The organism is Saccharothrix sp. ST-888, assembly GCF_000955975.1.
Lineage (GTDB): Bacteria > Actinomycetota > Actinomycetes > Streptomycetales > Streptomycetaceae > Kitasatospora.
In genome coordinates this window covers 1-288 of sequence record NZ_JYJF01001028.1, presented here as the reverse complement: position 1 = coordinate 288, position 288 = coordinate 1, and the positions used below count along the sequence as shown (strand labels likewise).

At 73.6% G+C, this 288-nt stretch carries 1 protein-coding gene; it reads right to left on the bottom strand.

Translation table 11 applies throughout. From position 1 onward, the window contains the following. On the bottom strand, nucleotides 1–288 hold a 288-nt coding region (locus UK12_RS35440), incomplete at both ends, for a polyketide synthase dehydratase domain-containing protein (RefSeq protein ID WP_045307341.1).

The window sequence follows — 288 nt, the reverse complement described above, 5'->3', positions numbered from 1 at the left end:
AACAGCGAGTCCACGAAGCCCGCACGGGCGGCCCGCACCTGCTCCTCGGACACCTCGCGCATCGCCAGCGACTCGACCGACGCGACCGGCTGACCGGACCCGTCCGCCAGCACCAGCGAGACCGTGTCCCGGCTGCCCGCCGGGGACATTCGCACCCGCACCGCCGACGCACCAGCCGCGTGCAGGGTAACACCGTTCCAGGCGAACGGGAGACGTCCGCCGCCGTTCGCCTCCAGCAGGTTGCCGATGCCCACCGCGTGCAGCGCGGCGTCGAGCAGTGCCGGGTGC